8 protein-coding genes are annotated in these 6,581 nt (G+C 71.6%); 5 read left to right on the plus strand and 3 right to left on the minus strand.

The window, feature by feature from the left end:
• Positions 1 to 326: 326 nt before the first annotated feature.
• Both ABZV34_RS36430 and ABZV34_RS36435 read right to left on the minus strand, forming a co-directional pair.
• Entirely contained in the window at positions 327 to 551 is a 225-nt protein-coding gene (locus ABZV34_RS36430; RefSeq protein ID WP_356286663.1) for a hypothetical protein, read from the minus strand.
• Between the two features lie 100 nt (positions 552 to 651).
• Positions 652 to 1,590 (minus strand): replication-relaxation family protein, encoded by a 939-nt coding sequence (locus ABZV34_RS36435; RefSeq protein ID WP_356286665.1) that lies wholly within the window; start codon positions 1,588 to 1,590, stop codon positions 652 to 654.
• 289 nt (positions 1,591 to 1,879) lie between these two features.
• Here ABZV34_RS36435 and ABZV34_RS36440 point away from each other — a divergent pair, with 289 nt between their 5' ends.
• Positions 1,880 to 3,028, plus strand: a complete 1,149-nt coding sequence (locus ABZV34_RS36440; protein ID WP_356286668.1) for a serine hydrolase domain-containing protein — start codon at positions 1,880 to 1,882, stop codon at positions 3,026 to 3,028.
• A gap of 457 nt (positions 3,029 to 3,485) precedes the next feature.
• On the opposite strand, the gene ABZV34_RS36445 is transcribed toward ABZV34_RS36440, so the two are convergent.
• Positions 3,486 to 3,608: a hypothetical protein gene (locus ABZV34_RS36445; RefSeq protein WP_356286671.1), complete on the minus strand. Its 123-nt coding sequence runs from the start codon at positions 3,606 to 3,608 to the stop codon at positions 3,486 to 3,488.
• A 210-nt stretch (positions 3,609 to 3,818) separates the two neighbouring features.
• Between ABZV34_RS36445 and ABZV34_RS36450 the strand changes: the two genes are divergently transcribed.
• The 4 genes from ABZV34_RS36450 to ABZV34_RS36465 all read left to right on the plus strand — a co-directional run.
• Positions 3,819 to 4,292: a VOC family protein gene (locus tag ABZV34_RS36450; RefSeq protein ID WP_356286674.1), complete on the plus strand. Its 474-nt coding sequence runs from the start codon at positions 3,819 to 3,821 to the stop codon at positions 4,290 to 4,292.
• 128 nt (positions 4,293 to 4,420) lie between these two features.
• Complete coding sequence (locus tag ABZV34_RS36455; protein ID WP_356286683.1) at positions 4,421 to 5,854, plus strand: NAD(P)/FAD-dependent oxidoreductase; 1,434 nt, start codon at positions 4,421 to 4,423, stop codon at positions 5,852 to 5,854.
• 43 nt (positions 5,855 to 5,897) lie between these two features.
• On the plus strand, positions 5,898 to 6,092 hold the full coding sequence (locus ABZV34_RS36460; protein ID WP_356286677.1) for a hypothetical protein: 195 nt from the start codon (positions 5,898 to 5,900) through the stop codon (positions 6,090 to 6,092).
• 294 nt (positions 6,093 to 6,386) lie between these two features.
• Positions 6,387 to 6,581: hypothetical protein (locus tag ABZV34_RS36465; protein WP_356286680.1), on the plus strand; the 195-nt coding region annotated here is incomplete at its 3' end.

Consider the following 6,581-nt stretch of genomic DNA (forward strand, 5'->3'; position numbering starts at 1 on the left):
CGGGGGCGCCCCCCGCCCTGGTGTATCTGGCCTTGGCGCCGGGGGCGGGGTCGGCCCACCGCATCGGCGGGGGGGCTGGGGCGCCTTGCCCAGCCGCCGGGGGGCGAAGCGGCTGCGCACGCCAGAAGGCGCCCCCGGGTGGGCGGGGCGCCTGGATCATCGTTGCGCAGGCCACGGGGCTACGTGTGGGGCGTACTGCTCAACAGCCGTCTGCTGGGGGCCACTTCAAAAGCGAGCCCGACGGGTCGGCACAGTCCCCGCGACTCTCCCGGACACCCTCGCGTGGGAGCGCCCCGCAGCGGTGGCTGCGGGGCGCTTTGCGAGGGTCAGTCGATCATCGGCCCGTCGAACTTTCCGCCCTTGCAGGTCCCGGTCGCCAAATCGACTCTTCCGCCGCCGTCCTCACACTCACCCCTGGTGGGGGAGGCATTGGCGGGGGCGGCGTGGGTGACGGTGGGGGCGGCGGCTGTGGCGGTGGCGGCGCCTGTCAGGCCGAGTCCGGCGAGGGCTGCCGTGGTGATGACGGCGGCGAGGCTTCGTCGAATGCGCATTTGGTTCACCTTTCACAGATTGTCTGTGTTGGTTCGCCTTTCACAGATTGTCTCTGTCGGAACACTGATCAGCTTGATCTTCACCCATGCGGGTGGCACGTCACGTTGGGCCATTCGGGTGACAGTGCCGGCGGGCGCGGGGTCGGTGACGCGACCACATAGGACACGATCTGAGGCCCCTTTTACGGCCCGACAGGCCGGAATGGGGTGCCCTTGCCCGGGCGGCCGAAGAGGGCTTTGAACAGTCCCGACGGGGGGTCGCGACCACGGAGCGGCAGGATGCGCAGTCTCGACCGTCCGGCGGCGGAGCGGACGGATCGTCGACCCCCATCCCCCTGAGCGGGCCGCCACAGGTCACGCAGGGCGGGAGCACGGGTTCGGGCTGCACGGGCACGCCCGGCCGGTCCCAGCCCTCGCGGGCCTGCGCCGCCCGCCGCTCCTTCTCCTGTGCCTCCTGCCTCTCTCGCTCCACCCGGCGCGCGTCGTCACGGCGGTGCCATGCATCCGCGTCGTTGGGGTTGTCGAGGGCGTCGGTGAGGGTTTCCCAGCGGCGGTGGCCGCAGCGCCACCACACCGCGGCCGGCGGCCCGGAGTCCTGGATGCGGGCCAGGGTGGTGAAAAGGACCGGGATGGCGTCGCTGTAGTCGACGTAGCCGTCTTCGCTGTACCTGACGTGCCGGCCTGCCCAGTGTTCGCGGGTCAGATCCAGCACCCGGTTCATGCGGTTCTTGAGCGCCTGTTCTCCCAGCCGGGTACCGGGATCGAACACTACGAGAATCGGCGGACACCCATCCCGCCCGGTCGGCGGGTACATGCTCTGCCACAGCGGGACGCCCTGGCCCGCATGGATCGCATGAGCCGCCGGGTTCGCGTGGTCCTTCACTCTCACGTGGAAGAACTCGCGGTAGCGGGCGAACTTGGCCGCCAGGACGTCGTCGGCTTCCGTGCACCGGTCCACCTCCACCAGCAGCACCGGCAGTCCGGCCTCCGGAGCCCGCAGCACCGCGTCCGCACGCACCGACGGACGCGTACGGCTCACGCCGGGCAGGCGATGCACCACCTCCGTCGCCCACGACGCCACCGACCCGAACCCCGCCGGAACCGGCGAGGCCGGAGCGGTGCACGTCGCGCCGAACGACCGTCTCGCCCCGTCGACTCCGTCACGACGGGCCGGGCCCTGTCACGGTCGAGGAGCTCGGCGTGACCGAATCAGAGGTCGATCCGTCCGACACCTGACCGGGGAAACGGCCGGGGCGATGAGTTGGCGAGGCAAGGAGAGTCGTATCCGACGTGTTCGACCACGACTCCCCGGACCGGAAGGCCGACCGATGAGATCTCTCCACGACACCCTGCGACGACGCGTGGACGACGGCACCGTGCCGGGGGCGGTGGGCCTGGTGGCCCGCGGCGATGACGTAGAGGTGGTCGCCGTCGGCTCCGTCGACGTCGAAGGCACCACCCCGATGGCCCGCGACTCGATCTTCCGGATCGCCTCGGTCAGCAAGCCGGTCACCGCGGCGGCGGTCCTGGCACTGGTGGAGGACGGCCGGTTGGCGCTGGACACCCCGGTGGAGGAGTGGCTTCCGGAACTGGCGAAGCCGACGGTGGTCCGCACGCCCTCCTCGCCGGTCGAGGACGTGGTCCCGGCCGACCGTCCGATCACGGTCGAGGACCTGCTGAGCTTCCGGACCGGCTGGGGCCTCCCCTCCGACTTCTCCCTGCCCGCCGCACGGTCCCTGTTCGCGGTGCAGGATCACAGCCGCTCCTTCCAGGACTGGCCGGAACCGGACACCTGGCTGGGTCTGCTCGCCCGAGTGCCGATGCTGCACCAGCCGGGCGAGGCCTGGCTGTACGGCACATCGTCCGCTCTCCAGGGCATCCTGGTCGCCCGGGTGTCGGACCGTACCTTCCCCGACTTCCTGGCGGAGCGGATCTTCGAGCCGCTGGGCATGCGGGACACGGCGTTCGAGGTGGCCGCCTCCAAACGGCACCGCTTCACCTCCTCCTACGCTCCCGCCGCGGACGGCACCCTGCGCCTGACGGACACCCCGGACGGCGCGTACAGCAGCCTGCCGAGCTTCCCGTCGGGCGGCGGCGGCCTGGTCTCGACGGCCGACGACCTCCTTGCCTTCGGCCGGATGCTCGCCAACGACGGCATGGCCCCGGACAGCACCCCCGTCCTCTCCCCCACCTCCGTGAGCCGCATGACCACCAACCACCTCACTGCCGCCCAGCGCGACGCCTCGACCCTGTTCCTGGAGGGCCAGGGCTGGGGCTACGGCGGCCAGGTCGACGTCACCCCCGTCGACCCGTGGAACGTCCCCGGCCGCTACGGCTGGGTAGGCGGCACGGGCACGACGGCCCACGTCGTCCCCCCGACGGGCGCGGTCACCGTCCTGCTGACCCAGACGGCGATGACCGGCCCGACTCCGACACCGCTGATGCGGGAGTTCTGGGAGTGCACGGCGCAGGGCTAGGGCCCGGCGTGGTCCGGGCGCCAGGAGGGAGACGGCGGCCGGCAGCGGTTCCCTCGGCCACGGGAGCACTGGACAGCCGGCCGCCGAACGGCATGGCCGGCACCACACGGGTACGGCACGCCGGGCGTGGCCGTCCAGGGGACGGTGAAGTCCTCCACGAACACTTTCTCGATCGGAGCCTGCCCTGAGCCACGCTGATGGAGCGAGGCGCTCCCGTGAGCAGCTCCGCCGAAGCCGACAGCAGGTCGTGTGCCGCGGGATACCTGACGCAGAGCGCTTCGAGCGCCAGGACGTCCACCAGACTCACCTGCGCGCGCAGGCTGCGGACAGTCAGAGGCACCGGCGCCACCTTCGTGACCGCTGCGCTGTTCGGACGGGGCCGGGACGCTTGCGGCGTCCCGGCCCGCTGGGTTCGGAGTCAGGAGGCGGGCAGCTCGCCCCGGCGCCGGTGCTGGTGTCAGCCGGCGAAGACGGTGCGGGTTTCGAGGTAGGCGTTGAGGCCGTGGATGCCGAACTCGCGGCCGAATCCGGACAGGCCGCGGTGCCGGGGTATGCCCGCCGGCAGAGGTGCCTTCGTCACATTTCCTCACACAAAATTACCTTGTGCACGTGTTAAACGTGGGATAGCTTTTTGTCATAGATCGAGCCGCACAGCCTGGCCGGCCCTCACCCGGGCGCCCGCCCCAGCGGCCGCCGGGACCGCGCAAGCCGCTCAGCCGGCCACTCCCGCAGCAGTCGGGAAACCCGCGCGGACGGCATCCCCCACACCCAGCAGAACGTAAGGACCCCCATGGACTACAAGCTTGAGATGATCGTGCTGCCCGTCTCCGACCCGAACCGCGCCAAAGCCTTCTACGAGCGGCTGGGCTTCCGACTGGACGTCGACCACACCGCCACCGACGACTTCCGGGTGGTCCACTTCACGCCCACCGGCTCGGAGTGCTCGATCATCTTCGGCGACGGCATGACCACCGCCACGCCCGGATCAGCCCAGGGTCTGTACCTGATCGTCTCCGACATCGAGGAGGCGCACGCCGAGTTGACCGGCCGCGGCATCGAGGTCAGCGAGGTCTTCCATGACGCCGGAGGTCTCCTGCACCACGGCCACCACGCCGGCGACGTCACCTTCGGCGGCGAGGGCCAGAAGCGCCTGACCGGCCTCCACCCCGAGCGTGCCTCCTACGGCAGCTACCTCACCTTCAGCGACCCCGACGGCAACGGCTGGGTGATCCAGGAGATCAAGCAGCGCCTCGCCGGCCGCTGACAGCCGCACCCGGGACCGGTGGGCGGCAGCCGCTCACCCGCGCCGCCCACCGGCTCCCGCCCATGCCGCCGCGACCCCGCCGCACACACACCGACCTCCGCGCGGCACACACCGACGAACGGATCACGATGAACGAGACCGCCCGTACCTACGACGTCGTCGTCATCGGCGCAGGACCAGTGGGTGAGAACGTAGCCGAACGCACCCGCGCGGCCGGGCTCAGCACGGTGATCGTGGAGCGCGAACTGCTGGGCGGCGAGTGCTCGTTCTGGGCCTGCGACCCCAGCAAGGCGCTGCTGCGCCCGGTGATCGCACGCGCCGACGCCCGCCACGTCCCCGGACTGAGCCATGCCGCGGCCGGCCCCCTGGACGTCGAGGCGGTCCTCGCCCATCGCGACAGGATGTCCTCCTACTGGAAGGACGACGACCAGGTCGACTGGCTGGACTCGGTCTCCGTCGACCTCGTCCGCGGCCACGGCCGCCTGGAAGGTCCCCGCAAGGTCGCCGTGCAGACGGCCGAGGGCGACACCGTCCACCTCATGGCGCGGCACGCGGTGGCCGTCACCACCGGCAGCGGCCCCGCTCTGCCCGCCGTCCCCGGCCTGGACGAGGTACGTCCCTGGACCAGCCGGGAGGCCACCAGCGCCGACAAGGTGCCCGGTCGCCTGGCCGTCGTCGGCGGAGGTGTCGTGGCCGTCGAGATGGCCACCGCCTGGCAGGCACTGGGGTCCCGGGTGACCCTGCTGGTACGCGAGGACGGACTGCTGGTGAACCTCGAACCGTTCGCCGGGGAACTGGTCACCGACGGGCTGCGCGACGCCGGCGTCGACGTCCGGTTCGGGGCCTCGGTCGCGTCCTTGGCCCGTGAGGACGGCGGCGAGGTACGCATCGCCCTGGCCGACGGCGGACAACTGACGGCCGACGAGCTCCTGTTCGCCACCGGGCGGAGACCGGCGACCTGGGACCTCGGCCTGGAGACCGTCGGCCTGACCCCCGGCGACTGGCTGAACGTGGACGACACCTTCCGGGTGACCGGCGCCGACGACAGTTGGCTGTACGCCGTCGGCGACGTCAACCACCGGGCGCTGCTGACCCACCAGGGCAAGTACCAGGCCCGCGTCGCCGGCGCTGTCATCGGCGCCCGCGCGAAAGGCGAACCGCTTGACGCCACCCGCTGGGGCGCGCACACCGGGACCGCCGACAAGGCCGCTGTACCCCAGGTCGTCTTCACCCGTCCCGAAGTCGCCTCGGTCGGTCTGACCAGCCGCGAGGCCGAAGCGAGCGGTCGGCGTATCAAGGTCGTCGACTACGACCTCGCCCACGTCGCGGGGGCGCACCAATACGCCGACGACTACCGCGGACAGGCCCGCATGCTCGTCGACCTCGACCGCAACACCGTGGCCGGAGCCACCTTCGCCGGCCCCGGAGTCGCGGAACTCCTGCACGCGGCCACCATCGCCATCGCGGGCGAGGTTCCCCTGGACCGGCTCTGGCACGCCGTCCCCGCCTTCCCCACCCTCAGCGAGATCTGGCTGCGGCTGCTGGAGACCCACCGAGGCTGAGAAACCCGCACCCGAACCCACAGACCTGGACCGAAGCAGCACCATGGACACATCGGACCCGACAGACGGCGCCGCCCAGCTGCGTCGTGCCCGGTTCGGCGCACTGCCGGAACGGATACGCCTCGAGGACACGACCGCCGAGAAACCCGCCATCCCCGCAGACCCGGCACGAGACGCCTACACGCCCGAGAGCGCGTGGACCTACTACTCCTGTCTGGCACTGGATCTCGGCCTATGAGCTCCCGGCACCGTCGCGTCGAAGTGTCCTGGCCGTGGGACCGTACGCCGTGTCGGTGCGTCTCCCGGTCGCGGAAGGCGCACCGGGACCGGTGAGAACGCGACGGAACTCGACGGAACGCGAGGCTGTCGTGCCGGCGGCGAGGGCGCCGGTGAAAGCCGTGGACGACCGGCCGCTCGAAGGAGCCGGCGTCCGGGGCCCAGGCTGCGGGTCTGCGGCCGACCGGCGAGGGCAGGCTGTCGCGGCTGTCGGCCTGGTACCCCGGCCCGGCCTGTGAGAACGGCGGCAACTCCCGTGACGGCAGAGCTCCGAGACCGTCCCGCCGGACGCGCGGCCGGCCCGGAGACCGTCGAGAAGCGAGAGGACCGCCTGCACGGCGGCCGCGAGATGGCCGTCCCGCCGGCCGTGAAGGGACTGGCACCGGCGGGCCCGGGAGGACTCGACGAGCTCGAACACCATCGTGAGAGCCGCGGCCGGACCATCGGCGCC

This window comes from Streptomyces sp. NPDC005195, assembly GCF_040608315.1.
Lineage (GTDB): Bacteria > Actinomycetota > Actinomycetes > Streptomycetales > Streptomycetaceae > Streptomyces > Streptomyces kaempferi.

Bases quoted from the DNA above. Each gene is read 5' to 3' on its own strand.
- ABZV34_RS36430 (WP_356286663.1), bottom strand. From the start codon at position 551: ATGCGCATTCGACGAAGCCTCGCCGCCGTCATCACCACGGCAGCCCTC.
- ABZV34_RS36440 (WP_356286668.1), top strand. From the start codon at position 1,880: ATGAGATCTCTCCACGACACCCTGCGACGACGCGTGGACGACGGCACC.
- ABZV34_RS36450 (WP_356286674.1), top strand. From the start codon at position 3,819: ATGGACTACAAGCTTGAGATGATCGTGCTGCCCGTCTCCGACCCGAAC.
- ABZV34_RS36455 (WP_356286683.1), top strand. From the start codon at position 4,421: ATGAACGAGACCGCCCGTACCTACGACGTCGTCGTCATCGGCGCAGGA.
- ABZV34_RS36460 (WP_356286677.1), top strand. From the start codon at position 5,898: ATGGACACATCGGACCCGACAGACGGCGCCGCCCAGCTGCGTCGTGCC.